This window comes from Bradyrhizobium guangzhouense, assembly GCF_004114955.1.
Lineage (GTDB): Bacteria > Pseudomonadota > Alphaproteobacteria > Rhizobiales > Xanthobacteraceae > Bradyrhizobium > Bradyrhizobium guangzhouense.
The window spans coordinates 6910314-6936802 of record NZ_CP030053.1 but is presented as its reverse complement, the minus strand read 5'-3'; the positions used below and the strand labels follow the sequence as shown (position 1 = coordinate 6936802).

Genomic DNA, 26489 nt, shown 5'->3' with positions numbered 1-26489 from the left:
TCCCTAATGTCCGAGGTAGGCTTCGATCACGGCCGGGTTCTTCCGGACCTCGTCCGGCCGTCCCATCGCCAGCACCTTGCCTTCGGCCATCACCATCACGCGCGAGCACAGCGACATCACGAACTCCATGTTGTGTTCGATCACGACGAAGGTGGCGTTCTTCTCGCGGTTGATCGCGACCAGCCGCTCTTTCAGATCGGCCAGCATCGACGGGTTGACGCCACCGGCGGGCTCGTCGAGCAGCACCAGGCGCGGGCCCCCCATGAAGGCCATGGCGGCATCGAGCAGCTTCTGCTGGCCGTAGGAGAGGCCGCCGGCAGGTTCAGCGGCGAGATGATCGAGCTTGAAGAAGCCGATCATCTGGTTGGCGGCCTCCGTCAGCCCGGCATCGGAGCGGCCGACCAGGCGCGAGGCCATGTTGCCCTGATGCTCCTGGCCCGCGAGGATCAGGTTCTCGCGCACCGAGAGTTTTGGAAAGACCTGCAGAAGCTGGAAGGTGCGGCTGACGCCGAGCTTGTTGAGCTCGGAAGGGCGCAAGCCCGTGACGAGCTTGCCGTCGAGCCTGACCTCGCCGGCTGATGGCGTGAGCTGGCCGAGGATGCAATTGAACAGGGTCGACTTGCCGCAGCCGTTCGGGCCGATCAGGCCGAGGATCTCGCCCTCGCGGACGTCGAAGGAGACGCCGTCGACCGCGGTGATGCCGCCGAAGCTCTTCTTGATGTCAGTGACCTCGAGCACCGCACTCATTGCGCCGTCTCCAGCCGGGATTTTGCGACGGCACGCAGCGCGGAGGCTGCCTTGGTGCGCCGTGCGGCCATGTAGCGATCAAGAATCCCCAAAATGCCGGTCGGCGACCAGACCAGCAGGCCCATCACCGCGATCGCGTAGAGCATCAGGTAATAGCCTTCGGTGAAGCGCAGCCATTCCGGCAGCAGCACCGCGATCATCGCGCCGAGGAAGGGGCCGAAATAAAAGCCGGCGCCGCCGACGATCACCATCATCAAGAGATCGAGCGAGAGCGACAGGTTGAAGGGAACGGGGTCGATATATTGCGTCAGCGGCGCATAAAGTGCTCCGGCGACGCCGCCGAGCGCGGAGCCGATCGCAAACGCCATCAGCGTATAGCGGCGGGTGTCGATGCCCAGCGATTGTGCGCGCAGGGGATTCTCGCGCAGTGCCATGAAGGCGCGGCCCCAGGGCGAGCGGATCAGCCACCACACCGCCAGCGACACGATCGCGAGCGAACCGAGGCAGACATAGTAGAACGGCAGCGGCTTGTTGGTCGCAATACCGAAGATATGCGGCCGCGGGATGTTGGAGATGCCGTAGATGCCGCCGGTGAGCCAGCTCTCGTTGCGGAACACCAGGAAGGCGAGAGTGGAGAAAGCGAGCGTGACGAAGGCGAGGTAATGATGCTGGACGCGGAGCGCGGGATAGCCGAGCAGCCAGCCGACCGCGAAGCTCAGCACGATCGCGACAAGGATCGCGACCGGCAGCGGCCAGCCATGGGCCGTCATGATCGCCGATGCATAGGCGCCGATGCCGACGAAGGCGCCCTGCGCCAGCGACACCTGGCCTGCATAGCCGAGCGTGAGGTTGAGCCCCATCGCGGCGATGGTCATCACCGCCCACTGGCTTAGGATGAACAGGCCGTAGCGATTGAAGTTCATCGGCACGACGATCAGGCCGGCGATGACGATGAGACCGAGCGCGATCTTCAGGGGTTTGGCGAATCCGCTCATACCGTGCGCTCCTCGGCGCGGCCGAGCAGTCCTTGCGGTCGGAACAGGATCACGGCGATCAGGAAGATCATTGGAACGGCGGCGCGGTATTGTGTCGAGACGTAGGCGGCAGCGAGGTTGTCGAGCACACCTATCAAGAGGCCGCCGGCGATCGCGCCGCGCACCTGGTTGAAGCCGCCGACAATGGCAGCGATGAAGGCCGCCTGTCCCAGCACCTCGCCGGACGAGAATTTCGCCAGGTAGATCGGCGTGATCAGCAGCGAGGCCAGCGCGACCAGGAAAGCGTTGATCAGAAAGGTCAGCAGGATCATGCGCTCGACCGGCACGCCGATGATGCGCGCCACCATCGGGTTCTGCGCCGCCGCCTGCATCTGGTGACCCAGCGAGGTGCGGTTGAGCAGCGTGGTCAGGCCGAAGACAGCCAGGATCGCGACGACCAGCACGCCGATGCTTTGCAGCGAGACGACGTGCCCAAGCACGGTGATGTCGCCGGTCGGCACGATCGAGGGGAAGGGCGAGGCCTCGGCGCTGAAGAATTGCTTCACGGCTTCCTTGATGCCGATGGCGAGTGCCATGGTCGCGATCGCCAGCGGCAGCACGCCGTGGCGCATCATCGGGTCGACCAGCAGCATCTTGAAGGCAAGGCCCAGCAGGATCATCGACAGCAGAATGCCGAGGATGATCGCGAGCCAGAACGGCGCGCCGACATGCATTGCCGCCAGCATCAGGAATGCCGGCAGCATCACGAACTCGCCTTGCGCGAAATTGATGGTCTGCGAGGTCTGCCACAGCAGCGTGAAGCCGACTGCGACCAGCGCGTAGATCGCGCCGGTGGCGAGGCCTGCGACCAGAAGATCGAACAGATTGGACATTTTCCCCTCTCGTGCGCCTCGCTCCGCTCCGTCGTTTCCCTCCCCCCGTTCTTACGGGGAGAGGGCGGGGTGAGGGGGCCGTCTCCGCGAGCACGTCTCCCACCGTCTTTGCCGAAGCACCCCTCACCCCGACCCTCTCCCCGCGAAGAGCGGGGGCGAGGGAGAGAGCAAAGCCTCACTTCAGCTTCGGCAAGACCTGCTTCACCACCTGCTTGCCGTCGACCACCTCGACCAGGAAGCTCTGCCGATCGATGTCGCCGTTCTGGTCGAAGGTGACGTCCATCAGAATGCCCGGCTCTTCGGAGGCTTTGATCGTCAGGCCATGCAGCGTGTCGGCGAACGCCTTGGGATCAACCTTGCCCATCTTCTCGGTGGTGGCCTTCACCATGTAGACGGCGAGGTAGCCCTTCAGGCCGTTATGGTCAGGCACGTAATTGTACTTCTTCGAGAAGCGGTCACGAAAACCCTTGATCAGGTCGACCGGCGCATCCGTGGTGAGGCCGACATGGCCGCGCGCGCCGTTGGCGGCATCGCCGGCGAGTTCGATCACCTTCTGGCCGATCAGCGTGGTCTCGCCCATCAGCGGTGCGGTGACGCCCTGGCGCTTCAGCTCCTTCAGGATGCGCGCGCTTTCTTCTTCATTCAGGTAGATGAACACGGCGTCGGGATTGGCGGCCTTGATCTTGCCGACGTCGGCGGCGAAATCGGCCTGGCCCGCTTCGGTGGAGAGATCGGCGACAACCTTGGTGCCGCGCGCTTCGAGGTCCTTGATGATGACGTCACGCCCGCCCTTGCCGAAGTCATTGTTGACCCAGACCACTGCGACCGTCTTCGCCTTCATGTCGTCGTGAATGTATTTTGCGACCTTCGGCATCGAGGATTGCTGGCCGAACGAGGTGCGGAACAGGAACTTGTTGCCCGCTTGCGTCAGCTCGGCAGCTTCGCCGCCCATGATCTGGGTGATGCCGGCTTCGGCGGCGAGCGGAGCTGTGACCTTCACCGAGCCGGAATAGCCGGGGCCGAGCAGCACATAGGGCTCGGCATCGAGCGCCTTCTGCACCTGTGCGCGTGCTACGCCCGGATTCGATTGCGAGTCGGCGTGGGTGACCTCGAGCTTGCGGCCGAGAACGCCGCCCTTGGCATTGATCTCTTCGATCGCGAGGTCGATGCCGTTCTTCCAGTTGGTGCCGACGGTGGCGCCGCCCCCGGAAAGTTCAGCGACGTCGGCAAGCTTGATCGTCTGCGCGAAGGCGCCCGTGGTCGTGATGGCAGTGAGCAGCGCGCTCACCAATAGCGTCGATTTCATCGTCCTCTCCTCCCGTTTCATCTTTGCAAGCGGCCTTGTATCCGGCCGCTTCGCCTCAAGCTGCCTGATAGGCGGCGCTGCGCGCGGCCATCACGGCGTCAAAAGCCTCTCCCATGACTTCAGTCGATGGGGCAAGGCCCGTGAACAATTCGAAGGCATCGGCGGCCTGGTAAATCGCAAGCTCCCGTCCCGTCATGATCCGCGCACCCTTCTCTCGCGCTGCGGCGAGAAGCGGCGTGATCAGCGGCGAATAGACGGCATCGGCGACCCACAGGTTTTCGCGCAGCAGCGAGGCTGGAACCGGTGTGTCCCGGTTCGGCAGCATGCCGACCGGTGTGCCGTTGACGAGGCCGGTTGCGCCATCAAGCGCGTCCTCGACGCTTCGGGCCACCCGCGCGCCGCCATGCTTGGCCAGCAGCGCGGCGAGCTTTTCGGCCCGAGCGGGATCGCTGTCGAAGATGCGCAGGTCAGCCACCTTCAGGCTCGCCAGCGCAAACGCGATGGCCTTGCCGACGCCGCCGGTGCCGATCACGGCCACTGCATTTCCCGAAGGAGCCAGCAGCGGCTTGACGGCGCGGGCAAAGCCTGTGGTGTCGGTGTTGTGGCCGATCAGCCTGTTATTCCTGACGACGACGGTGTTGACCGCCGCCATAATGGCCGCCGTCGATGCCAGCTCGTCGAGCAGCGGCACCACCGCCTCCTTGTAGGGGAAGGTGACGTTGACGCCGGCAAAGCCGAGCCGCCGCACGCCCTCAAGCATCATTCTCAGCCCGGTCGCATCCGCGCCGGCGACCTCGATGAGCTGGTAGTGGCCGCGCAGGCCCAACGCTTCGGCGGCGCGCTCATGCATGGCGGGTGAGGCGGAATGAGCGATCGGCGCGCCGATCAGGCCGGTCAGGAGTTTTTTGGAGGCAGCAGGGCCGCGGCTAGACATGATCCACAATCGTCTCTTGATCGTCCCTTGATGGTCTGTCGATCGATCTCTCGATCGTCTATCGGTCGTCTCTTGGGGCGCGTTGATATCAGGTCATTAGCGGGGAAATCCGCGCAATTCCAAGAGGGACGATAGTCATTCCCTTGCCTAACACAATTACCCTTTCGTCCCCTAAACCTAACATAATGTTATTTTTTTCGCGGCCGCGCGGGCGCCGGCTTGCCGTTGCCGCGTGACGACTCGACCGCGCGCATCTCGGCGCGCAGGGATTCGATGAAATACTCGACATGGAGCGACAGCGGCGCGCCGCGCTTGACCGCGATATAGGTGTCGAACCGCGTCGGCTCTGTGATCTTGATGAGCTCGATGCCGGGATAGCCGCCATGAGCCACCGTGAACTGGTCGATGATGGCGATGCCGAGCCCCGCCTTGACCAGCGCACAGACCGTGGTGCCGAAGCGCGCGCGGATGGTGATGTTGTAGTCGAGCTTATGGCGCGCAAAGATCTCGGCCATGATCCGTCCGTAGGGATCGTTGGGATCGATGCCGATCAGCGGATAGCGGGTGATCTCGGCCGCCGACACCTGCTTGCGGCCGGCGAGTTCGTGGCCTGATGGCACGATGCAATAGAGTTCGCCGGAGGCGAGCGGCAGGAAGTCGAGCCCGGAATGCTCTAATCGGTAGCTCATCGCCACGCACTCGCCGCGGCCGAGCAGCAGATAGTCGATGGCTTCCTCGATCTTGAGGATGTTGATGTCGATGCCGAGATCCGGATAGCGGCGCCGGACGCGCTCGATGGCGCGCGGCACCATCACTTGCGAGATGCTCGGCACCGAGCCGATGCGCAGTTCCGACAAGCCGCCGCGGCCGATCTTGGAGATGATCTCGGAAAGGTCGTCGACCTTCTTGTAGACGCCGTTGATCTGCTCGAAGATGTTCTCGGCTTCCGGGGTCGGGAAATAGCGGCCGTTCTGCCGCTGGAAGAAGCGGATGCCGAGCGAGCGCTCGGTGTATTTGACCAGCCGGCTGATCCCCGGCGCCGATACGTTCAGCAGCTTGGCCGCGCCGCCAATGGTGCCCGTCACCATCACGGCACGGATCACTTCAACCTGGCGCAACGTCATCATGGTCTTGGTATCCGAAAGACGATCGTGGCGGCGATCATCTCACGAGCGATGCAAGATCATCCAGCGTCAAATATCGGGTAATGTGAATGGCGAAGCGGCCGCTTTCTGCTCCAGGGCGCGCGGAGCTCGTTCATGACGATGCGAGCGGATGAATTTCGCTATCGGAATGTCCTGAAATCGGCCCGCTCAAACCGAAGGGCATCGTCGCGCATTGCGTTGCGCCGGCGTCGTTTGCTGCAGCTGCGTTCTAGCTCGCCGGCCCCTCAGGCGACACGCTGCCGGGGCGTTCCGCGCGTTCGCTTTGCAGCACGTCACGCGCGAACTCGATGATCTTCTGCTTGTTCGCCGTATCGCGGACGGCAAAAAACACGCGGTTCAATTCCAGGCCGAGCACGCTGTTGAGCGCGATGTTCTCGTCTTCCATAGTGGCTTTCCCGCTCTAGACGCCTAGGTGTAACTGGAGGTCACTTCCTCCACAAGTAGATTGGATCTCCGGTAGCAATGCCACACCGGAGAATTACGGGCGCGGGCGAATTGAGACGGTCCCCCAAGCCGTGTTATACGGGGGGCGCGAGGGTCAGGGAACGCATCGATGTCCGCCGTTGATTATGGCCGCGAGGCGCTGGACTTCATCGAGGGGCTGGGAGCCTATGACAGGGTCCCGGATGCCATGGACGCACTCGAAACGGCGTTCGGTCGCTTCGGCTTCGAGACCATTATCGTGACCGGATTGCCGAATCCCGATCAGCGATTCGCGCAGATGGTGCTCGCCAAGCGCTGGCCCGCGGGCTGGTTCAGTCTCTACACGCAAAACAACTACGATCGCGTCGATCCTGTGGTGCGCCTGTGCCGGCAATCGCTCAACCCTTTCGAGTGGTCGGAAGCGCCGTATGATGCCGAACTCGAGCCTGACGCGGCGGAGGTGATGAACCGCGCCAACGATTTCCGAATGTCGCGCGGCTTCATCGTGCCCATCCACGGCCTCACCGGCTACGAGGCCGCGGTGTCGCTCGGCGGAGTCCATCTCGATCTCAATCCGCGCAGCAAGCCGGCTCTGCATCTGATGGCGATGTACGGCTTCGACCACATTCGACGTCTGCTCGATCCTGCGCCGAGCCGATGCGCGCGCCTGACCCCGCGCGAGCGCGAGGTGATCGCCTGGGCTTCGCAGGGCAAGTCGGCGTGGGAGATCGGCGAGATCCTCAACATCACGCAGCGCACCGCGGAGGAGCATCTTGCAACCGCCGCGCGCAAGCTTGGAGCCGTCAACCGTACGCATGCGGTTGCACTCGCGATTCGCCACAAGATCATCAATCCTTAAGCGCGTACTGGGAAATTTCCCAATATCGACTCCGCGCCTTTTCGCGGAGGCTACCTCCATTGAGGCTGGATGGGGGTTTTCATGATACACGCAATTTCCGCAGTTAATCGCCACCTATACGAAGACGTACTCGAGCAGCATTTCCGGCTGCGCCACGACATATTCGTCGAGGAGCGGCACTGGGAAACGCTTCGCAGGCCGGATGGTCGCGAGATCGATTCCTATGACAACGAGGACACCGTCTATCTGCTCGCGCTGGAGGGGCGCCGCGTCGTCGGCGGCCACCGGCTTTATCCGACCACCAAGCCCTCGATGATGGGCGAGGTGTTTCCGCATCTGGCGGCCGTGCGCGGCTGGCCCGAGGATCCGCTGGTCTGGGAGTGGTCGCGCTATTTCGTCGTTCGTGATCGCCGCGATGGCGCACTCAATCTGCAACTGATGGCCGCGGTGCAGGAGTTCTGTCTCGACCAGGGAATCGCGCGGGTCAGCGCGATCATGGAGACCTGGTGGCTGCCGCGTTTCCATGAGGCCGGCTTCGTCGTGACACCGCTCGGCCTGCCCGCGCTGGTGGAGGATGCCTGGACCATGGCGGCGACCATCGACATTCGCCAGGAGACGGTCGATGCCCTGCATGACCGTATCGGCATTGCGTCGGTCGTCCGTCAGGACGGACCGCGTCTCGATTGCATCGCCCATGCCAACCTTTGCGGCCGCACCGCCGCGCAACGAAAGAGCGCCTGAAATGTCGAACATGATGCGAGATAGCCAGATCATGGCGCAAACCAAGGACGAGAATCTCGGCTACATGTCCGACATGGCGCTCGAGCTCGCGCAGATGGCTGAAGATTCGGGGTTGGCGACGCTTGCCTACCTTTTCCGGATGGCCGCGCTGGAGGCCTCGACGGCCAATAGCGAACTCAATGTGCCGGACGATCTTCCCCGCCAGGTCACGTCGCACTAGACGTCACCTCCTCCATTCCGACCTCGCTTCATGCCCTCTCCCTGGAAACGGGGGGAGGGCGTCGCTTAGGTGCGGCAGGCTGTCCCATCCTGCGTGGCAACTCTCATTGCCGGGCCGATTCAGGTCACATGCACCGGCATGCAACAAAGTGCATGTCTGGCGCGGAATCGCTCTTGCCTCGGAACGATACTGCCATTACCCATTTTTCGGCCTTGTAGAGGCAGGGGGAGCTCTTTCACTGATGGCGACCGTGTTCGAACATCGGCGCGCGTTTGGATGCGCCTGAAAGAGTTTTGATGCTGCTCGTCGTCGAACAGTTCTTGAACGGATTGCAGTTCGGCCTGCTGCTGTTCCTGCTCGCGGCCGGCCTGACGCTGGTGTTCGGGATCATGGATCTCGTCAACCTCGCGCACGGCTCGCTCTACATGATGGGCGCCTACTTCGCCGCGACCTTCGCGGCATGGACCGGCAGTTTCCTGCTCGGCGCGCTGCTGGCGCTCGGCGCCACGCTGGTGCTCGGCATCGTGCTGGAAATGAGCGCGCTGCGACATCTTTACGGGCGTGACCATCTCGACCATGTGCTCGCGACCTTCGGCCTCATCCTGTTTTTCAACGAAGCCGTGCGCCTGATCTGGGGACCGGCGGGACTTGCGCTGCCGCTGCCGGCCTGGCTCACGGTGCCGGTGCCGATCCTGCCCGGCATTCACTATCCTGCCTACCGCCTCGCCATCATCATCGTGGCGCTGCTGGTGGCGCTGCTGCTCTATCTCGGCGTGATGCGCACCCGCATCGGCATGCTGATCCGGGCCGGCGCCTCCAACCGCGAGATGATCGGCGCGCTCGGCATCAACATCAAGCTGCTCTACACGCTGGTGTTCGGCCTGGGCGCGGCGCTCGCAGGCCTTGCCGGCCTGATGCAGGCGCCGATCCTCACCGTGCAGATCGGCATGGGTGAGAACATCCTGATCCTCGCCTTCGTCATCATCGTGATCGGCGGCATCGGCTCGATCCGCGGCGCCTTCCTCGCCGCGATCTTCGTCGGCATGATCGACACGCTCGGCCGTGCGTTCCTGCCCAATCTGCTGCGGCAGGTGCTGAGCGGCGCCGCAGCCTCCACCGCCGCGCCTGCACTGTCCTCCATGCTGATCTACCTCCTGATGGCGATCGTGCTGGTGGTGCGGCCGGAGGGGCTGTTTCCGGCCAATCGCAGATGAAGAGCTTGCGTCGATGAAGGGGTTGAGCGTGAGCAAGGCCGTAACGGCCCTGATGCTGGCAGGCCTCGTGCTGCTGCCGCTCTATTCCTCCGTATCCGGCAACATCTTCATCCTGACGCTGTTCACGCGCATCGTCATCCTGGCGCTGGCGGCCGCGAGCCTCAACCTGATCATGGGGTTTGGCGGCATGATGAGCTTTGGCCACGCCGCCTATCTCGGCATCGGTGGCTATGCCGTCGGTATGCTCGCGCAGGAAGGCGTAGGTTCCGGCTTCATCCAGTTTCCGGTCGCGCTTGCGGCGTCCGCGATCTACGCCCTGGTGATCGGCGCGCTCTCGCTTCGCACCCGCGGCGTCTATTTCATCATGATCACGCTGGCCTTCGCTCAGATGGCCTACTACGTCGCCTCGGGCCTCGCGCGCTATGGCGGCGACGATGGGCTCACCGTCTACAAGCGCAGCGATTTCGCCGGCCTGATCAACCTGTCGGACCGCGCGCAGTTCTATTATCTTTGTCTCGCCTGCCTGTTCGGCGTCATCTTCCTGATCTGGCGCATCGTCAATTCGCGCTTCGGCCTCGTCGTGCAGGGCCTGCGCTCCAACGAGCAGCGCATGCAGGCGATCGGCTTTCCGGCAAAGCGTTATCAACTGGTCTGCTTCGTGATCTCGGGGACGATGTGCGGCCTTGCCGGCGCGCTGCTCGCCAACAACACCGATTTCGTCAGCCCGGCCGTGATGTACTGGACCCGCTCCGGCGATCTCATGGTAATGGTGATCCTGGGGGGCATGGGCACGCTGTTCGGCCCCGTCATCGGCGCGGTGGTCTATCTGCTGCTGGAAGAGTTCCTGTCGCAGATCACCGAATATTGGGCGCTGATCATGGGCCCGCTGCTGCTGTTGATCGTGCTGTTCGGCCGCGGCGGCATCATGGGCCTGCTCGGGAGGATCGGCCGTGGCTGAACCGCTGCTCCGTGTCGAAAGGCTGGTGCGCCGCTTCGGCGGCATCGTCGCCACCGATCACGTCTCGCTCGACGTCGCGCGCGGAGAGCTGCACGCCATCATCGGCCCGAATGGCGCCGGCAAGACCACGCTGATCAGCCAGCTCACCGGGCATCTCGCGCCGCATGCCGGCAGCGTCTCGCTGGCGGGTCGCGACATCACTTACTTGCCGGCCTATCGCCGCTGCGCGCTGGGCCTCGCACGCTCGTTCCAGATCACCTCGCTGCTGCTCGACTTCACCGCGGTCGACAATGTCGCGCTGGCGGCCCAGGCGCACGCCGGCACCTCGTTCCGCTTCTTCGCCAATGCGCGCAAGGAGAAGGGCCTGCGCGATGCCGCGCATGCTGCGCTCGACCGCGTCGGACTTGGCCACCGCGCCGATGTCCTGGTGTCGAAGCTGAGCCATGGCGAGCGGCGCCAGGTCGAGCTGGCCGTCGCACTCGCCAGCAAGCCGAAATTGTTGTTGCTCGACGAGCCCATGGCCGGTCTTGGCGTCACCGAATCCCAGGGCATGGTCAAGTTGCTCCAGGAGCTGCGCAAAGAGGTCTCGATCGTGCTGGTCGAGCACGACATGCCGGCAGTGTTCGCGCTTGCGGACCGCATCTCGGTGCTGGTCTATGGCCGCGTCATCGCCTCCGGTGATCCCGACGCGATCCGTGCCAATGAGGATGTCAAGCGCGCCTATCTCGGCGAGGCGCATGTGGTGACGCATCATGGCTGACACGCTGCTCGACGTCGACGGCATCGAGACTTGCTACGGCCTCTCTCAGGTGCTGTTCGGCCTGTCGCTGTCGATCAAGGCTGGTGAAATGGTCTCGCTGATGGGCCGCAACGGCATGGGCAAGACCACCACGATCCGCTCGATCATGGGCTTGACGCCGGCGCGATCGGGCGCGATCCGCTTTGCAGGCACCGACGTACGGACGCAGCCGTCCTATCGGATCGCGAAGCTCGGCGTCGGGCTGGTCCCCGAGGGACGCCAGATCTTTCCGAACCTCACCGTCCGCGAAAATCTGGTCGCGGCCGCCGCGGATCGCTTTGGCAGTGCCAATCCCTGGACGCTCGCCGCGATCTACGTGCTGTTCCCGCGCCTTGCCGAGCGCGCCACCAACATGGGCAACCAGCTCTCCGGCGGTGAGCAGCAGATGCTGGCCATCGGCCGCGCGCTGATGACCAACCCAAAGCTCCTGATCCTGGACGAAGCAACCGAAGGCCTCGCACCGCTGATCCGTGACGAGATCTGGCATTGCCTGTCGATGCTGAAGAGCCGGGGCCAGTCGATCCTGGTCGTCGACAAGAACGTCGACCACCTCGCCCGCATCTGCGATCGCCACTACATCATCGAACGCGGCAAGACGGTCTGGTCCGGCACGTCGGACGAACTGATGGCCGAGCCGGATCTGCAGCACAAATATTTGGGAATCTAGCCACGCTCCCTCCCGTCATTGCGAGCGCAGCGAAGCAACCCAGAGTCTTTCCGCGGAAGCAGTCTGAATTGCTTCGTCGCAAGAGCTCCTCGCAATGACGGAGGAGAGACGCACAGCTCGCTACCAAATCCGGCGACGACGTAGCTCAGAACACCTCGAAATATTCGCGATGCTCCCAGTCGGTCACCTCGGCCAGAAAGCGGTCGATCTCGGCGTTCTTGATGTGGGAGTAATAGTCGACGAACTCCGCGCCGAACTTTTCGCGGAAGAACGGATCGTCCTTCAGCGCCGAGACCGCATCGCGCAGGGACTTCGGCAGCAGCGGCGCCTTGGTCTCGTAAGGCGTGTCGGCCGAGGGACCGGGATCGAGCTTGCGGTCGACGCCGTCCAGGCCCGAGAGAATTTGCGCGGCCATGTAGAGATAGGGATTGGCGGCGGGCTCGCCGACGCGGTTTTCCAGCCGCGTTGCGGCATCGCCAGGGCCGCCGAGCACGCGGATCATCACGCCTCTGTTGTCGCGACCCCAGATCGCACGGTCGGGCGCCAGCGAATAGGAACGGTAGCGCTTGTAGCCGTTGATGGTCGGGGTCGTGAACACGGTGGCGGCGCGGGCGTGATCGAGCAGGCCGGCGAGATAGAAGCGGCCGAACTCGCTGAGCGGCTGACCGGCTTCGTTGGGCATCAACAGGTTCTCGCCGCTTGCGCGCGAGACGATCGATTGATGCAGGTGCCAGCCGCTGGCGAACAGGTTCGGCAATTTCGGCCGGCACATGAAGGTGGCGTGATAACCATGGCGGCGCGCGATCTGCTTCACGGCAGAGCGAAACAGCACCATGTTGTCGGCGGGCTCCAGGCCCTTTCTGGGAGCGAAGGTGAACTCGCACTGGCTCGGCCCGAACTCGACCTCGACGGAACGCAAGGGCAGCCCGAGCGCGACGATGTCACGCCGCAAGATCTCCAGCACCGGCTCCATCTGATCGAAACGCTGCTCGGTGAGGTATTGATAGCCGTGAGAGAGCAGGCTCACCGATGGCGGCGTGCCCGGCTGGCCCGCGTCTTCGGCAAGCATATGCGGATCATCGAGTTTGAAGATGTGAAATTCGACCTCGAGCCCCGCCACGAAATCATGGCCGCGGCGGCCGAGCTCGTCGAGCACCTTGCGATAGAGGCCGCGCGTCGCGAACGGCACCGGGCGCCCGTCCTGGAAATAAAGGTCGCACAGCACCCAGCCCGTCGTCGGCGCCCAGGGCAGCACACGGAACGTGATGGGATCGGCGACCATCAGCACGTCGGCCGCGCCCTCCATCTCCTTCATGCCGAAACCGCCACCTGACGTGAACACCGGAAACACCGTGCGGTGCGAGGTGTCCTTGGCAAGCATGGTCGTGGTGATGGAGCAGCCGCTCTCCAGCGATGCGATCGCCTCGGATGCGATGATCGTCTTGCCGCGCAAGATGCCGTGCTGGTCCGGGAAGGCAAGGCGGATGACTTCGAGGTTCCTCTCCTCGACGATGCGCCGCATGCGCGCCGCGGCGTCCTTCTGCTCATCCGACCATAGCGCATGACGCGCGACGAAAGTCACTCGGTTACTCCTTCAATCCACGCTGTCATCGCCCGCTGGACCGGGCGATCCAGTATTCCAGAGGCGGTGACGTGTCCACGAGGGGGCGCGGCGTAGCCCCGCGTTCGCGGGGCATGACGGTAGAATTTGTGGAGACGCCGTCTCAACTCGCTCCGGTTGGCGGCGAATGGCATTGTTATTCCGCCGCCGTCAGCCGATGCACGTTATCCGCGATCTCCTTCGGCACCGGCGCGGTCCACGGCGCGCCGCGGCGCCGCTTGACGTCGACTTCCATCCAGTAGGTCTCCCAGCCGCGGGTCGGCCCGATGCCGTCCATCGTCGCCGGGCCCTGGATGCTGCGCGCACTGGCCTCGTCCAAAAACAGCATCGGCTTCTCGCCGCCGCCGACCTTCTCGATCTCCTGCCGCAGCAGGCGGCGATACTGCACGATCGCCTTGTCGCTCGAGCCGAGATGCTCCTTGGTGCGGTCCTGGATCGCGCCCATCGACTCCACCGCCCACTGGTCGTGTACGTTGATGTCGGTGCCCATGCCGGTATAGGTCGCGGTCTGCTGCTCGTGCGGATCGAAGCCGTAATCGTTGCTGCGGTTCTTCCGCGAGATGTAGTCGGGCAGCTCATAGAGCTCGAGCCGTTGGTCACGCATCTTTTTCTTGTCGACCGGGTTCGAATAGCTGGTGAAGATCGCGTACCAGTAGCAGTTCTCGTCATCGAGAGGCACGTGCCACTGCGTGATCGTCATCTCCGTGCTCATGGGAATGACGAAGCCGTGCGGGAACAGCTGGTTGGTGACGCGCACATGGGTGCGCTCCTCGTCGATCTCGCGCAGCGCGATCAGCCGAAGGCCATATTCGGTATGCTCGACATTGATGATCGGGCGATCGTATTCGCGCAGGATTCTCGTCATCGGCATGTCCGAGCCGGCCGACGCGCCGCGGAACTGCTTGCCGTAGGCGGTCGATGTGTCCTCGTCCTCGAAGAAGCGATGCAGATAGGAGGCGTGCGCGGGATCGATGCCGACCTCCAGCGCCTGCAGCCAGTTGCAGGCCATGTGACCCTTGAAAGCAAAGGTGTGGGTGCCGGGCGCGACGAAGCAGTCGATCTCAGGGAATGCCGGCGGCTCGCCTTCGCCAAGGTAAGCCCAGAGGATGCCACTCTTCTCCACCACGGGATAAGAGCGCTGGCGGATGTTCTGGCAGAGCTTTGAATCCTTCGGCTCCGCCGGCGTCTCGATGCACTGCCCCGATGCGTCGAACAGCCAGCCATGGAAGGCGCAGCGCAGGCCGCCATGTTCGAGCCGCCCGAAGGCGAGGTCGGCGCCGCGATGCGCGCAGTGGCGGTCGATCAGGCCGTAGCGTCCCTGCTCGTCGCGGAACAACACTAGGTTCTCGCCAAGCAGTTTGACGGGACGGATCGGCCGTTCGCCCTCGAGCTCGTCGACCAGCGCCGCCGGTTGCCAGTAGCTCCGCATCAGCTTGCCGCAGGGGGCCTTCGGCCCGGTGCGGGTGATCAGGTCGTTCTGCTCCTGGCTCATCATGGCGGTCGCGTCCTTATTTGCGGAGTGCGTTGTGTTCGCCTATTGAACGAATGGGCGAATTATGACATGCCTGGGACCGGCAGCAAGCACTATTTTGCAGATGAGCCGGAACCGATGCCCAAGGTGAAGCGGAGCGAGACGGACGAGCGTGCGACGGATTTCGTCGAAGCCCTCGATCGCGGTCTGCGGCTGCTGCAATGTTTCGGCACCAATACAGGTCCGATGACCCTCAGCGATCTCGCCCGTGCCGCCGAGCTGCCGCGTGCCACCGCGCGACGCATGCTGTTCACGCTCCAGCGTGGCGGCTTTGTCGGCGGCGACGGAAAGCTGTTCTCGCTGACCCCGCATGTGCTGACGCTGGCAGCGTCGTATTTGCGTTCCAACCAGCTCGTTACGGTCGTGCAACCCATGCTCGATCGGGTCGCGACCGCGGCCAACGAAATCTCCTCGCTCGCGGTGCTCGACGGCGACGACGTCGTGTTCATCGCGCGCAGCAGTCCGGCGCGGATGTTCTCCGGCGGGTTGGAGATCGGCTATCGGCTTCCGGCCTTCTGCACCTCGGTCGGCCGAGCCATGCTTAGTCAGCTCGACGATTCCGATCTGCTCGCGCGCCTGACAAAGACGAAACGCGAGGCGCTGACGCCGCGGACGGTGACCGATCCCAAGGCGCTGCTGGCGCGCATCGTCGCGGACCGCGCGCAAGGCTATTCGCTGGTCGACCGCGAGGCCGAGCCGCATTTTCGCTCGATCTCGGTGCCGGTGCGCCGATACGACGGTGTGATCGTCGCGGCCATCAACATGGGCGCCCATGTCGATCGCGTGCCGGCGCAGGAACTGATCGATCGCTTCCTGCCGCTGCTGCGCGATGGGGCGGAGGAGGTGCGGTCGCTATTGCTGTAGGCTTGTGGGGTGGATTAGCCGTGCGGCTGCGCGAAGCGTAGTCGCTCGGCGTAACCCACCACTTCTCGCACCGCGGGAGCTAAAGAGGTGGGTTACGCTGGCGCTAACCCACCCTGCATTGCGCCGCTGTGCTATCATGTGCGCCATCCAAGACCAGGGAGCACGCCATGCAACACACCATGGTTCCCAGTGATCGCGTGCAGCACGTCGCTGTTTATGGCTGTGACGGCACCAAGCTCGGCACGATCGAGCGGTTGATGCTCGACAAGGTGAGCGGAACGGTCGCCTACGCCGTGGTCAAGACCGGCGGCTTGCTCGGGACGCATCACCATTACCCGGTGCAGTGGAGCGCACTGAAATATGATACGGGCCGTCAGGCCTTCCAGGTCGAGCTGACGCCGGAGCAACTGACCAGCGGCCCCTGCGAGTTCGATGGCGAGGAGTTCGACTGGGGCGACCGCTCGCGGGCCTACCAGCATCCGAATTACTGGTCGATCTAGCCGCGTCCGAAGTATCGGCCACGCCCGGTGAGCGGCCTCACGTCCGGTTGCGCATCCAGTCGGCAAGGCCCGATATCGCCTTGTCGAGGTCTTGCCGTGCAGCGAGGTCGGCGACGGTCTCCTCCATCGCGCCGCGCATGCAGAGCAGCCACGCGTCGCGCTCGGCATCGCCGATGGCAAAGCCGATATGCCGCTGTCGCAGCCGCGGATGGCCCTTTTCGGGAGTATAGAGCTTCGGGCCGCCGGTCCATTCCGTCAGATAGCGCTTCAGGACGTCCCTGATCAGACCGAGATCGTCCGCATGCATGGTGCGGATCACCTTCGCCTCCGGCAGCGTGTCCATACGATCGTAGAAGCGGTCGACCAGAAGGTCGATCGTTGCACGGCCGCCGATGCGCTCGAACATGGAGATGGTGACGTCGCTATCGGTCATTGCTGGTCCCAATTATTGCCGCTCAGCGCTGATATAGTGACATTGTGGTGCACCCACAAACTCCTCTGTCGTCCCGGATCTGCGCGCGCTTGTGGCGCGCTTGTCCGGGACGACAGGGGAGGATTTGGATGCCGCGAGGTCTACAGCGCCACACTGCGCAGCCCGAAGCTGCGTGCTTCGTTCTGCAGCACCGGCCTCACCGCATCGATCAGTCTTGCCGCTGCCGCATCGACCGACAATCCCGCCGTATCCACCACCGCCGCCGCGCGCGAATACAGCGGCTCGCGGCTGAGCAGGATGTTGCGCAGCTCCGCCATTGCGGAGCGATCATCAGCCATCGGGCGGAGATCGCCCTGGCGGCGCACGCGCGCCATGTGCTCTTCCGGTTCGGCCTTCAGCCAGATCGTGTAGAACGACGTCAGGATCTGGTCGAAGGTCAAAGGCTCGGAGACGATGCCGCCGCCGGTCGCCAGCACCATCAGCTCGTTGCGGGCAAGCAGCTGCTGGAGGGCCGCCTGCTCCATGCGCCTAAAACCTTCCTGGCCGTAGAGCGCGATGATCTCGGCGACCGAGAGGCCGTTCTGCTGCTCGACCTCCTTGTTGAGCTCGACGAAACTCCAGCCGATCTTCTTCGCCAGCATTCGCCCAAGCGTGGACTTGCCGGCTCCGCGCAAGCCAATCAGCGCGATGCCGCAGAAAGGCGCGCGTCGCGGCGCTGACGCGCTGCCCCCGGCGAGCAGGTCTTTGGCTTGCGCAATCTGCGCCGGCGTCGCCTTGCGCAGGAGGTCGCGAAACATCTGCCAGTCCGGCGTCGGATCGGCCGAGGGCAGCAGGTCTTCGAGATGCGCGCCCATCGCATCGGAGACGCGGCGCAACAGAACGATGGACACATTGCCCTTGCCGCTCTCGAGCTGCGCGATGTAGCGCTCCGAAATTCCTGATACCCTGGCGAGCACTTTTCGCGACATGCCGCGCAGCGCGCGCATGGTGCGCACGCGCTGGCCGAGCTGTTCGAGAAAGCGGGATTCGGCGTCGGGACTGTCGGTCATGGGGCTTCTTTACAGGAGGTCCTGCGGCGCGCTTTAATGAAACATAGTGCCAGATAGCATTGACAGCAAGCTGTCGCAGTGTCTTTCTATGAATTATAATTCTAAATTCGGGGAGACGACCGTGAGCGAGGGATCCTACAACGCGGTGACCTGGCTGCTCGACCGAAACGTCGAGGAGGGCAGGGGAGGCAAGCTCGCCTTCGACGATACCGTGTCGCGGCTCACCTATGGCGAGCTCCAGCAACAGACCCGCCGTGCTGCCAACATGATGCGCCGGCTCGGCGTCCGCCGCGAGGAGCGTGTGGCGATGATCATGCTCGATACGGTCGATTTCCCGATCGTGTTTCTGGGCGCGATCCGCGCCGGCATCGTGCCGGTGCCGCTCAACACGCTGCTGACCGCGGATCAATACGCCTACATCCTCGCCGATTGCCGCGCCCGCGTGTTGTTCGTGTCCGAAGCGCTCTATCCTGTCATCAAGGACGTGGTCGGCCGCATGCCTGATCTCGAGCATGTCGTGGTCTCCGGCGCCAAGCAAAACGGCCACAAGCAGCTCGCGGAAGAAATCGCAGGCGAGAGCGACAAGTTCACCACCGCCGCGACGCATCCGGACGAGCCCGCGTTTTGGCTCTATTCGTCCGGCTCGACCGGCATGCCAAAGGGTGTGCGTCACATTCATTCGAATTTGCAGGCGACCGCGGACACCTACGCCAAGCAGGTGCTCGGCATCCGCGAGGGCGACGTTTGCCTGTCCGCGGCAAAATTGTTCTTTGCCTATGGCCTCGGCAACGCGCTGACCTTCCCGATGTCTGTGGGCGCCAGCGTGATCCTCAACAGCGAGCGCCCGACGCCGGCGCGCATGTTCGACCTGATGAACAGGTTCAATCCGTCGATCTTCTATGGTGTGCCGACCTTGTTCGCGGCGATGCTGAACGACGAGACCATGAAGAGCGAGCGCGGCGGCAAGGCTCTGCGCATCTGCACTTCGGCCGGCGAGGCGCTGCCGGAGTCCGTCGGCAACAGTTGGAAATCGCGCTTCGGTGTCGACATTCTCGATGGCGTCGGCTCGACCGAGCTGTTGCACATCTTTCTGTCGAATGCGCCCGGCGACATCAAATACGGCTCTTCGGGCAAGCCGGTGCCGGGCTATGCGGTGCGGCTGGTCAATGAGGCTGGTCAAGATGTCGCCGACGGCGAGGTCGGCGAGCTCCTGGTCGATGCGCCCTCCGCCGGCGAGGGCTATTGGAATCAGCGTCACAAAAGCCGACGCACTTTTGAAGGCCCATGGACGCGCACCGGCGACAAATATGTCCGCGATGCCGAGGGCCGCTACACCTTCTGTGGTCGTGCCGACGACATGTTCAAGGTCTCCGGCATCTGGGTCTCGCCTTTCGAGGTCGAGAGCGCACTGATCACGCATCCCGCGGTGCTGGACGCCGCCGTCGTGCCCGAAGCCGATCCCGAAGGCCTGTTGAAGCCGAAGGCCTTCGTCGTGCTGCGCCCGGGCGCACAGACGACGCATTTGCAGGAGATGCTGAAGGAGCACGTCAAGCAGAAGATCGGCCCGTGGAAATATCCGCGCTGGATCGACGTGGTGGACTCGCTGCCGAAGACTGCGACGGGAAAGATCCAGCGGTTCAAGTTGCGGGAAGGTGCGAACTAGCAATGAGTCGTCGTGGCCGGGTCAAGCCCGGGCATGATGACGGAGAGAGAAGAGCGCAGAAATGACCAAACTCGCCGCCAACGGCTTCCTCAGCATCGGCAGCGCCAGCCTCGAATACGCCTGGCTGGCGCCACAGGTCGCCGACGCACCCACCATCGTCATGCTGCATGAAGGCCTCGGCTCCGTCGGACTCTGGGGCGATTTCCCGCAAAAGCTTCAGCAGGCGACCGGAGCCGGTATCTTCGCCTATTCGCGCGCGGGCTACGGACAGTCGAGCCCGGTCGCATTGCCGCGGCCGCTCGATTACATGCACCGCGAGGCGCTGGACGTGCTGCCGAAGGTGCTCGACGCGATCCCCTTCAGCCGCGGCCTCTTGCTCGGCCATTCCGACGGCGGCTCGATCGCGGCGATCTATGCCGGTTCACACCAGGATCATCGCCTGCAAGGCATCGCGCTGATCGCGCCGCATTTCATCGTCGAGGACGTCTCGGTGATATCCATTGCCGCGATCAAGGCCACCTATGAGACCACTGACCTCAGGGCAAAGCTCGCGCGCTGGCACAAGGACGTCGACAACGCCTTCTATGGCTGGAACGGCGCTTGGCTCGACCCGAAATTCCGCGACTGGGACATCTCGGAATATCTGGCCTATGTCCGCGTTCCCGTCCTCGTCGTGCAGGGAAGCGACGATCAATATGGGACCCTGCGGCAGGTCGAAATCGCGCAGGAAGAGTGCTATTGTCCGGTAGATCCAAAAATTATTTCAGACGCGGGCCATTCCCCGCATCGTGAAGCGCCAGGGGTGACGCTTGACGCGATTGAGCAATTTGCAAGAGCGGCCCTGCGCGACGATCAGGGACTCCGGGGACACGCGGCATGACCATGCGGGGGCACATCCATGAATGTGCCTTCACATGCGAGTGGCCCGCTGCCATGGCCGCGATGGGCCCATTTGCCGGGCGAAGCCGGCGCGGGCGATGCGGATTACGAGACGCTTGATCTGGCCAAGGCGCTGGTGCCTCCGGCCTTCCGCGGCTACGTGCCGGCACGCCATCCGGCGCTGCGCTATGGGCTCGCATTGAACGACCGCGGCTATTTCTGGGAATCGCAGGAGGTGCTGGAGGCGCTGTGGGCCGCGGCCCCGCAAGGCGGCCGCGAGCGTATTTTGCTGCGGGCCTGCGTCCACGTCGCCAACGCGAACTTGAGGCTGCGCATGCAGAAGGCGCATTCGGCTACGAGGCTGTTCGGCGAGGCGCTGACCGAGTTGCGGGCGCTGAGCGCGCGCAAGGTGTCCTCTAGCGGCGATGGCTTTGTCGAGAGCTTTCCAGTGCCGGCGCTGACGGCGCTGCTCCAGGCCAAGCTCGGCCGGACCCAGCTGACCAAGGCCGACTGGATCGCACTCGGCGCTATCGTGCGATCGTAGACACTTTCATGAAGCAAAGTGCATATGTTGACCAACGAGGGCTAGACGCGCTCCTGAATATGCACTATTGTGCATCTAACGGTAGAACCAAGACAAGCTCAGGGGTGGCCCATGGCCGGCGAAGATCGGCGCCTCGCAGGCGGCGCGACATTCATCGATTTCCAGACCGAACCGTCCCGCTACAAGCATTGGAAGCTTGCGGTCGACGGTGACGTCGCGACGCTCACCATGGACGTCGACGAGAATGGCGGCCTGTTCGAGGGCTATCTGCTCAAGCTCAATTCCTACGATCTCGGCGTCGACATCGAGCTGGCGGACGCGGTGCAGCGGCTGCGCTTCGAGCATCCTGAAGTGAAGGTCGTGGTGATGCGCTCGGCCAAGAACCGCGTGTTCTGCGCCGGCGCCAACATTCGCATGCTCGCGGGCTCGACCCATGCGCACAAGGTGAACTTCTGCAAGTTCACCAACGAGACCCGCAACGGCATGGAAGATTCCTCCGAGAATTCCGGCCAGCGCTTCATCACCGTGGTGAACGGCTCGGCCGCCGGCGGCGGCTACGAGTTGGCGCTCGCGACCGACCACATCATCCTCGCCGACGATGGCGCCTCCGCCGTCGCGCTGCCGGAAGTGCCGCTGCTTGCGGTGCTGCCGGGCACCGGCGGGCTCACCCGAGTCGTCGACAAGCGCAAGGTGCGCCGCGACCACGCCGACTTCTTCTGCACCATCGAGGAGGGCGTGAAAGGCAAGCGCGCCGTGCAGTGGCGCCTGGTCGACGAGATCGCGCCGAACTCCAAGCTGGAAGGCAGGATCGTCGAGCGTGCCAAGGAGTTCGCCGGAAAGTCGAAGCGCGCCGGCAGCGGCAAGGGCATCACGCTCTCTCCGCTCAAGCGCGTGATCGACGAGACCAGCATTCGCTACGGCTTCGTCACCGTCGATATCGATCGCGCCGCGCGCATCGCCACCATCTCGATCAAGGCGCCTGAGGCGGCTCCGCCGGCCGACATCGACGGCATGATGGCGCAAGGAGCGTCGTTCTGGCCGTTGCAGGTGGCGCGCGAACTCGACGATGCCATCCTGCACCTGCGCATCAACGAGCTCGAGATCGCGATGCTCGTCTTCAAGAGCCATGGCGACCGCGCCCATGTGCTCGCCAGCGACGCCTTCCTCGAAGCCAACAAGGCGCATTGGCTGGTCAACGAGATCAGGCACTATTGGAAGCGCGTGCTCAAGCGCATCGACGTCACCTCGCGCACGCTGGTGACGCTGGTCGAGCCCGGCTCCTGCTTTGCCGGCACGCTCGCCGAGCTCGTCTTCGCCGCCGACCGTTCCTACATGCTGATCGGCACCCGCCAGGGTGACAATCAGCCGCCGCCGTCGATCGAATTGTCGGCAATGAATTTCGGCCCCTATCCGATGAGCCATGGCCTGACGCGGCTGGAGTCGCGCTTCCAGGCCGATCCGGCCGATGTCGAGCGCGCCGAAGCCACGCTCGGCACCGCGCTCGACGCCGAGCAGGCCGAGGAGCTCGGCCTCGTCACCTTCGCGCTCGACGACATCGATTGGGACGACGAGGTTCGCGTGTTCCTGGAGGAGCGTGCCAGCTTCTCGCCCGACAGCCTCACCGGCATGGAAGCGAGCCTGCGCTTCGTCGGCCCCGAGACCATGGAATCAAAGATCTTCGCGCGCCTCACCGCCTGGCAGAACTGGATCTTCCAGCGCCCCAACGCCGTCGGCGAGGAAGGCGCACTGCGCCGCTATGGCAGCGGCCAGAAGCCGAAATTCGATATGACGCGGGTTTAAGGAGAGCACGGCCATGAACATGAACATCATGAACGTCGACTACTCGACCAAGATTCCGAACAACGTGAATTTGGCCGAAGACCGCCAGGTGCTGAAGGCGCTGGAGGGCTGGCATCCCGGCTACATGGATTGGTGGAGCGACATGGGCCCCGAGGGCTTCCAGGAATCGCTGGTGTACTTGCGCACCGCTTATTCCGTCGATCCGCGTGGCTGGGCCAAGTTCGATTACGTCCGCATGCCCGAATATCGCTGGGGCATTCTGCTGGCCCCGCAGGAAGAGAACCGCGTCGTGCCGTTCGGCGAGCATTACGGCGAGCCGGCCTGGCAGGAAGTGCCGGGTGAATACCGCGCCATGCTGCGCCGCCTGATCGTGATCCAGGGCGACACCGAGCCGGCCTCGGTCGAGCAGCAGCGCCATCTCGGCAAGACCGCGCCCTCGCTCTACGACATGCGCAACCTGTTCCAGGTCAACGTCGAGGAAGGCCGTCACCTCTGGGCGATGGTCTATCTGCTGCAAAAGTATTTTGGCCGCGACGGCCGTGAAGAAGCTGACGATTTGCTCCGCCGCCGTTCCGGCGATGCCGACGCACCGCGCATGCTGGGGGCCTTCAACGAGGCGACACCGGACTGGCTGTCCTTCTTCATGTTCACCTATTTCACCGATCGCGACGGCAAGATGCAGCTGCACTCGCTGGCGCAATCGGGCTTCGATCCGCTGTCGCGTACCTGCCGCTTCATGCTGACCGAGGAAGCGCACCATATGTTCGTCGGCGAGACCGGCATTACCCGCGTCGTGCAGCGCACGTGTGACGCGATGCGCGATGCCGGCATCACCGATCCCACCGACATCGCCAAGGTCCGCGCGCTCGGCGTGATCGATCTGCCGACCATCCAGAAGAAGCTGAACCTGCACTACACGCTGTCGCTTGATCTGTTTGGCTCGGAAGTCTCGACCAACGCGGCCAACGCCTTCAACACCGGCATCAAGGGCCGCTATCACGAGACCCAGATCGACGACGATCACCAGCTCAAGAATTCGACCTATCCGGTGCTCAAGCTGATCAACGGTGAGATCAAGCTGGTCGACGAGCCGGCGCTGACCGCGCTCAACATGCGCCTGCGCGACGATTACAGCCAGGATTGCGTCAAGGGCATGCTGCGCTGGAACAAGGTGATCTCGACTGCCGGCTACGATTTCAAGCTGACGCTGCCGAACGTCGCCTTCCACCGCCATATCGGCGAGTTCAAGGACGTGCACGCGACGCCCGACGGCATCCTGATCGACGATGCCACCTGGGCCAAACGCAGGGACGATTGGCTGCCCTCGACCGCCGACGGTGATTTCATCACCTCCCTGATGCAGCCCGTCACCGAAACCGGCAAGTTCGCGTCGTGGATTTCGCCGCCGAAGGTCGGCATCGACAACAAGCCCGGCGATTTCGAGTACGTGAAGATCGAGACGTAAGGTCTGCGAGCGAGACGCGACGGCCGCGCCACACAGTCACTGTCATCGCCCGGCTTGACCGGGCGATCCAGTATTCCAGAGACGGTTGTAATAGAGCCGAGAGGCCGCGGCGTACTGGATGCCCCGGTCGAGCCGGAGCATGACAGCGAGTGCGTGGTGAGAACTATGCGCGGCCGCGCCCTCTACCCCGCGATCTCCAGCCCCGCATTCGCGTACACCACACCGCCGTCCACCGCGATGGTGTTGCCGACCACGTAATCGCCCGCACGCGAGGCGAGATAGATCGCAACGCCCGCCATGTCCTCGTCGCTGCCGATGCGCCGCGACGGAATGCGTTTTGCGACCTCATCAGAGTGATCGCGCGCGGCGCGGTTCATGTCGGACTTGAACGCACCCGGCGCGATCGCGGTGACGTTGATGTTGTCCTTGATCAGCTTCGTCGCCATGCGCCGGGTCAGATGGATCACGGCAGCCTTGCTGGCCGCGTAGGAATAGGTCTCGCCCGGATTGACGAAGATGCCGTCGACGGAGGCGATGTTGATCACCTTCGCCGGGCGCTCGTGCGAGGCCGCCGCGCGGAGCGGCTTGGCCAGTGCCTTGGTCAGGAAGAACAGCGACTTGACGTTGAGGTCCATCACCTTGTCCCAGCCGCTCTCGGGGAATTCGTCGAACTCCGCGCCCCAGGCCGCGCCGGCATTGTTGACGAGAATGTCGAGCTTCGGCTCGAGCTTGATGATCTCGGCTGCGAGCTTGTTGCAGCCTTCGACGGTCGAGATGTCGATCGGCAGCGCGATGCATTCGCCGTCATATCGCGCCGAGAGCTCTTTCGCAGTGGCTTCGCAGGGGCCCGCCTTGCGCGCGGTGATATAGACCTTTGCAGCTCCTGCGCCGAGGAAGCCGGCCGCGATCATCTTGCCGATGCCGCGCGAGCCGCCGGTCACGAGTGCGATACGGCCTTTGAGCGAGAATAGATCGTTCGACATGGTGCCTCCCTTGACGCCTTCCTTGGGTTGGCGACGTTTTGAGCGTCACGGGGAGGGGAGTCAAGGAACGGTGGGAATGTGGCTGACTGCGGAGTGTGAGGGCTATGCCGCCGCAAACCGGCGAAAGCCGTTCCACATCGCGGTCGCGGCACCCGAGGTCAGCACCGGCAGGATGCGCGCATCCTGGTAATTTCCGTTGAGCGAAACGCGCGGCAACGCGGTCATGTGATCGGCGTTCTCGGCGAACAGCATGCCGGGCCGAGTTGTCACTGCGGTCTTGAACCCGGCGGATGCGGCCAGTGCGAATTCGCGCGTCCCAGCCGCCTCGCGGTCGCCATAGGGGTAGGCGAGATGCAGCACCTCGCGCTCCAGCGCATGCTCGATCCGCGCGCGGCTCACCGCCATCTCCTGTGTGGCGGTCTCCTCGCTCTGCTTGGCAAGATTGCAGTGGCTGATGGTGTGGGCACCGATCGTGACAAGCGGATCCGCCGCGAGCCGTTTCACCTCGTCCCACGACAGGCAGAGACTGCGGCACAGCGCTGCCATGTCGATCCCGTGCGCAATGCAGAGCGCCTCGATCTCGCGCTTCAGATCGTGTTCGCCCGGCAGCGCGCGCAGCCAGTCGTGCAGGCGATCGAACGTCGCCTGCTTCGCAGGCAGCGTGCTTGCATCGAGCCGCAGCGCGGAATGGCCGATCGTGACGTCGACCTGCTCGGCCTTGGCGATGACGGCTTCCAGCGCGGTCCACCACAGCCGCCCCGTGCCTTCCGCGAAGTCGCTGGCGACATAGACGGTCGCGGGCGCGTCGAATTCGCGCAGCACCGGCAGGGCATGGTCCCTGTTGTCGCGATAGCCGTCATCGAGGGTGAAGGCGGCGAAGCGGCGCTCGAACCGGCCCTGAACCAGCCGTTCGTGCAGCTCGTCCATGCTGACGATGTCGATCTCGCGCGAGCGCAAATGGCACAGTGTCGCGCGCAGAAAGTCGGGGGTCACCTCGAGATGCCGGTTCGGCTGGAACCCGCCCTCACGGGCGGGCCGAACATGGTGCAGCATGAAGATGGCACCGACGCCCGATAGCAGCGGACGCAGCAGATGATGCGCGCCGCTGAAATAGAGTGCTCCCAGCCCGGCGCGAATGACGTTGTTACGCAGTTGTTTCATGACCGGCTGGCCGACCCCTGGGCATTCCGCCCCCAATGTAGGGACTGACCCTTGAAGAAAAAGTTATTCCAATTGTTCACGGGTGGCCCCTGAAA

General features: G+C 63.8%; 27 protein-coding genes. 14 read left to right on the top strand and 13 right to left on the bottom strand.

The window, feature by feature from the left end:
- Positions 1-3: 3 nt before the first annotated feature.
- The 7 genes from XH91_RS33070 to XH91_RS33040 all read right to left on the bottom strand — a co-directional run bounded on the left by XH91_RS33070 (position 4) and on the right by XH91_RS33040 (position 6405).
- Entirely contained in the window at positions 4-747 is a 744-nt protein-coding gene (locus tag XH91_RS33070) for an ABC transporter ATP-binding protein (protein WP_128954493.1), read from the bottom strand.
- Entirely contained in the window at positions 744-1742 is a 999-nt protein-coding gene (locus XH91_RS33065; protein ID WP_128954492.1) for a branched-chain amino acid ABC transporter permease, read from the bottom strand. Before XH91_RS33065 ends, XH91_RS33070 begins: the two co-directional genes overlap by 4 nt.
- Entirely contained in the window at positions 1739-2614 is an 876-nt protein-coding gene (locus XH91_RS33060) for a branched-chain amino acid ABC transporter permease (RefSeq protein WP_128954491.1), read from the bottom strand. The genes XH91_RS33065 and XH91_RS33060 overlap by 4 nt, the downstream gene beginning before the upstream one ends.
- 175 nt (positions 2615-2789) lie before the next feature.
- Positions 2790-3920 (bottom strand): ABC transporter substrate-binding protein, encoded by a 1131-nt coding sequence (locus tag XH91_RS33055; protein ID WP_128954490.1) that lies wholly within the window; start codon positions 3918-3920, stop codon positions 2790-2792.
- A gap of 55 nt (positions 3921-3975) precedes the next feature.
- Positions 3976-4854 (bottom strand): shikimate dehydrogenase, encoded by an 879-nt coding sequence (locus XH91_RS33050; RefSeq protein WP_128954489.1) that lies wholly within the window; start codon positions 4852-4854, stop codon positions 3976-3978.
- Positions 4855-5042: 188 nt separating this feature from the next.
- Positions 5043-5981 carry a LysR family transcriptional regulator gene (locus tag XH91_RS33045; protein WP_128954488.1) on the bottom strand — a complete coding sequence of 313 codons (939 nt, stop codon included), beginning with the start codon at positions 5979-5981 and terminating at the stop codon, positions 5043-5045.
- Between the two features lie 247 nt (positions 5982-6228).
- Positions 6229-6405: a hypothetical protein gene (locus XH91_RS33040; RefSeq protein ID WP_128954487.1), complete on the bottom strand. Its 177-nt coding sequence runs from the start codon at positions 6403-6405 to the stop codon at positions 6229-6231.
- Positions 6406-6573: 168 nt separating this feature from the next.
- On the opposite strand from XH91_RS33040, the gene XH91_RS33035 reads away from it, so the two are divergent.
- The 7 genes from XH91_RS33035 (at position 6574) to XH91_RS33005 (ending at position 11901) form a co-directional block, all read left to right on the top strand.
- A complete protein-coding gene (locus XH91_RS33035) occupies positions 6574-7302 on the top strand; it encodes a LuxR family transcriptional regulator (protein WP_128954486.1) in 729 nt (242 codons plus the stop codon).
- Between the two features lie 81 nt (positions 7303-7383).
- A complete protein-coding gene (locus XH91_RS33030; RefSeq protein ID WP_164933546.1) occupies positions 7384-8043 on the top strand; it encodes an acyl-homoserine-lactone synthase in 660 nt (219 codons plus the stop codon).
- Position 8044: 1 nt separating this feature from the next.
- A complete protein-coding gene (locus tag XH91_RS33025) occupies positions 8045-8263 on the top strand; it encodes a hypothetical protein (RefSeq protein ID WP_128954484.1) in 219 nt (72 codons plus the stop codon).
- Between the two features lie 296 nt (positions 8264-8559).
- Positions 8560-9477, top strand: a complete 918-nt coding sequence (locus XH91_RS33020) for a branched-chain amino acid ABC transporter permease (RefSeq protein WP_092251677.1) — start codon at positions 8560-8562, stop codon at positions 9475-9477.
- Between the two features lie 13 nt (positions 9478-9490).
- A complete protein-coding gene (locus tag XH91_RS33015; protein ID WP_128954483.1) occupies positions 9491-10435 on the top strand; it encodes a branched-chain amino acid ABC transporter permease in 945 nt (314 codons plus the stop codon).
- Positions 10428-11195: an ABC transporter ATP-binding protein gene (locus XH91_RS33010; RefSeq protein WP_128954482.1), complete on the top strand. Its 768-nt coding sequence runs from the start codon at positions 10428-10430 to the stop codon at positions 11193-11195. The genes XH91_RS33015 and XH91_RS33010 overlap by 8 nt, the downstream gene beginning before the upstream one ends.
- Positions 11188-11901 carry an ABC transporter ATP-binding protein gene (locus XH91_RS33005; RefSeq protein ID WP_128954481.1) on the top strand — a complete coding sequence of 238 codons (714 nt, stop codon included), beginning with the start codon at positions 11188-11190 and terminating at the stop codon, positions 11899-11901. Before XH91_RS33010 ends, XH91_RS33005 begins: the two co-directional genes overlap by 8 nt.
- 145 nt (positions 11902-12046) lie before the next feature.
- Here XH91_RS33005 and XH91_RS33000 read toward each other — a convergent pair whose 3' ends face one another.
- Both XH91_RS33000 and XH91_RS32995 read right to left on the bottom strand, forming a co-directional pair.
- Positions 12047-13483 (bottom strand): glutamine synthetase family protein, encoded by a 1437-nt coding sequence (locus XH91_RS33000; RefSeq protein ID WP_128954480.1) that lies wholly within the window; start codon positions 13481-13483, stop codon positions 12047-12049.
- 175 nt (positions 13484-13658) lie between these two features.
- Positions 13659-15017 (bottom strand): aromatic ring-hydroxylating dioxygenase subunit alpha, encoded by a 1359-nt coding sequence (locus XH91_RS32995; RefSeq protein ID WP_128954479.1) that lies wholly within the window; start codon positions 15015-15017, stop codon positions 13659-13661.
- A 114-nt stretch (positions 15018-15131) separates the two neighbouring features.
- Here XH91_RS32995 and XH91_RS32990 point away from each other — a divergent pair, with 114 nt between their 5' ends.
- Both XH91_RS32990 and XH91_RS32985 read left to right on the top strand, forming a co-directional pair.
- Complete coding sequence (locus XH91_RS32990) at positions 15132-15917, top strand: IclR family transcriptional regulator domain-containing protein (protein WP_128955068.1); 786 nt, start codon at positions 15132-15134, stop codon at positions 15915-15917.
- 167 nt (positions 15918-16084) lie between these two features.
- Positions 16085-16417 carry a PRC-barrel domain-containing protein gene (locus tag XH91_RS32985; protein ID WP_128954478.1) on the top strand — a complete coding sequence of 111 codons (333 nt, stop codon included), beginning with the start codon at positions 16085-16087 and terminating at the stop codon, positions 16415-16417.
- Positions 16418-16454: 37 nt separating this feature from the next.
- On the opposite strand, the gene XH91_RS32980 is transcribed toward XH91_RS32985, so the two are convergent.
- Both XH91_RS32980 and XH91_RS32975 read right to left on the bottom strand, forming a co-directional pair.
- Positions 16455-16850: a group II truncated hemoglobin gene (locus XH91_RS32980; protein WP_128954477.1), complete on the bottom strand. Its 396-nt coding sequence runs from the start codon at positions 16848-16850 to the stop codon at positions 16455-16457.
- Positions 16851-16990: 140 nt separating this feature from the next.
- Positions 16991-17899 (bottom strand): helix-turn-helix transcriptional regulator, encoded by a 909-nt coding sequence (locus XH91_RS32975; RefSeq protein ID WP_128954476.1) that lies wholly within the window; start codon positions 17897-17899, stop codon positions 16991-16993.
- Positions 17900-18020: 121 nt separating this feature from the next.
- Here XH91_RS32975 and XH91_RS32970 point away from each other — a divergent pair, with 121 nt between their 5' ends.
- The 5 genes from XH91_RS32970 (at position 18021) to boxB (ending at position 24250) form a co-directional block, all read left to right on the top strand.
- On the top strand, positions 18021-19562 hold the full coding sequence (locus XH91_RS32970) for a benzoate-CoA ligase family protein (protein WP_128954475.1): 1542 nt from the start codon (positions 18021-18023) through the stop codon (positions 19560-19562).
- 61 nt (positions 19563-19623) lie between these two features.
- Positions 19624-20442 carry an alpha/beta fold hydrolase gene (locus tag XH91_RS32965; RefSeq protein WP_128954474.1) on the top strand — a complete coding sequence of 273 codons (819 nt, stop codon included), beginning with the start codon at positions 19624-19626 and terminating at the stop codon, positions 20440-20442.
- A gap of 18 nt (positions 20443-20460) precedes the next feature.
- Positions 20461-20985 carry a DUF309 domain-containing protein gene (locus XH91_RS32960; RefSeq protein WP_128954473.1) on the top strand — a complete coding sequence of 175 codons (525 nt, stop codon included), beginning with the start codon at positions 20461-20463 and terminating at the stop codon, positions 20983-20985.
- Positions 20986-21096: 111 nt separating this feature from the next.
- Positions 21097-22785 carry a 2,3-epoxybenzoyl-CoA dihydrolase gene (boxC, locus tag XH91_RS32955; RefSeq protein WP_128954472.1) on the top strand — a complete coding sequence of 563 codons (1689 nt, stop codon included), beginning with the start codon at positions 21097-21099 and terminating at the stop codon, positions 22783-22785.
- A gap of 13 nt (positions 22786-22798) precedes the next feature.
- Positions 22799-24250, top strand: a complete 1452-nt coding sequence (gene boxB, locus XH91_RS32950) for a benzoyl-CoA 2,3-epoxidase subunit BoxB (RefSeq protein WP_128954471.1) — start codon at positions 22799-22801, stop codon at positions 24248-24250.
- A 182-nt stretch (positions 24251-24432) separates the two neighbouring features.
- Here the strand turns inward: boxB and XH91_RS32945 are convergent, their stop codons facing one another.
- The gene (locus tag XH91_RS32945) at positions 24433-25233 is read right to left on the bottom strand and encodes an SDR family oxidoreductase (RefSeq protein WP_128954470.1); all 801 of its coding nucleotides are present in this window, start codon (positions 25231-25233) and stop codon (positions 24433-24435) included.
- 102 nt (positions 25234-25335) lie between these two features.
- Positions 25336-26394, bottom strand: coding sequence for a polysaccharide deacetylase family protein (locus XH91_RS32940; protein ID WP_128954469.1), 1059 nt, complete (start codon positions 26392-26394; stop codon positions 25336-25338).
- Positions 26395-26489: the final 95 nt, after the last annotated feature.